The sequence below is a fragment of the Photorhabdus heterorhabditis genome (genome assembly GCF_001280945.1).
Lineage (GTDB): Bacteria > Pseudomonadota > Gammaproteobacteria > Enterobacterales > Enterobacteriaceae > Photorhabdus > Photorhabdus heterorhabditis.
Genome location: NZ_LJCS01000209.1, coordinates 1 through 698, shown reverse-complemented (window position 1 = coordinate 698; position 698 = coordinate 1). Strand labels below are relative to the sequence as shown.

Annotated in this window: 1 protein-coding gene and 1 pseudogene; both read left to right on the top strand. The window is 52.4% G+C overall.

Going from position 1 to position 698, the window contains the following annotated elements; translation table 11 throughout:
• A pseudogene (locus tag AM629_RS24920) lies at window positions 1–194 on the top strand (OmpA family protein); the annotation flags it as partial.
• A gap of 5 nt (window positions 195–199) precedes the next feature.
• Entirely contained in the window at window positions 200–691 is a 492-nt protein-coding gene (locus tag AM629_RS21360; RefSeq protein WP_054481605.1) for an Hcp family type VI secretion system effector, read from the top strand.
• Window positions 692–698: the final 7 nt, after the last annotated feature.

Here is a 698-nt window from a genome sequence, read left to right as displayed (position 1 = left end):
CCGTCCAAGGCGAAGGTGCAACGCGGCCGGTCGCCACCAATTCAACGGCTGCGGGGCGTGCTGCCAACCGCAGAGTTGAAATCCGTCTGGTACCTAACGCAGTCGCCTGCCAGCGACTGCAACAAGTGTCAGGCTCTTTATCAACAACAACGTCGCCGGTGCAGGCGACCTCACACACTCAAAAACAGGAGTAATATTTATGGCTATCCCCGCTTATTTGTGGTTGAAAGATGACGGCGGTGCGGACATCAAAGGGTCTGTGGATGTACAGAACCGAGAAGGCAGCATCGAAATTGTGGCGCTGGAACATGCGCTGCATATCCCGACGGACAACAATACTGGCAAGCTGACCGGAACCCGCGTGCACGCGCCGCTAGTGTTCACTAAAGAAGTCGATTCTTCAAGCCCTTATTTGTATAAAGCGGTCACCTCTGGCCAAACCCTGAAATCAGCGGAAATCAAGTGGTACAAAATTGATGACGCGGGTCAGGAGAAGGAATATTTCAACACCCGACTGGAGAACGTGAAGGTGGTGAAAGTGGCACCGCTGATGCATGACATCAAAGATCCTGCCAAAGAGAAACACAACCATCTGGAACAGGTTGAGTTCCGCTACGAAAAAATCACCTGGACGTACAAAGACGGCAACATCATTCACTCGGATGCGTGGAATGAGCGCAGTCAGGCGTAATGGCTGA

What these genes read in the sequence shown, in the direction of transcription:
- AM629_RS21360 (WP_054481605.1), top strand. Translation starts at nt 200, where the DNA reads ATGGCTATCCCCGCTTATTTGTGGTTGAAAGATGACGGCGGTGCGGAC.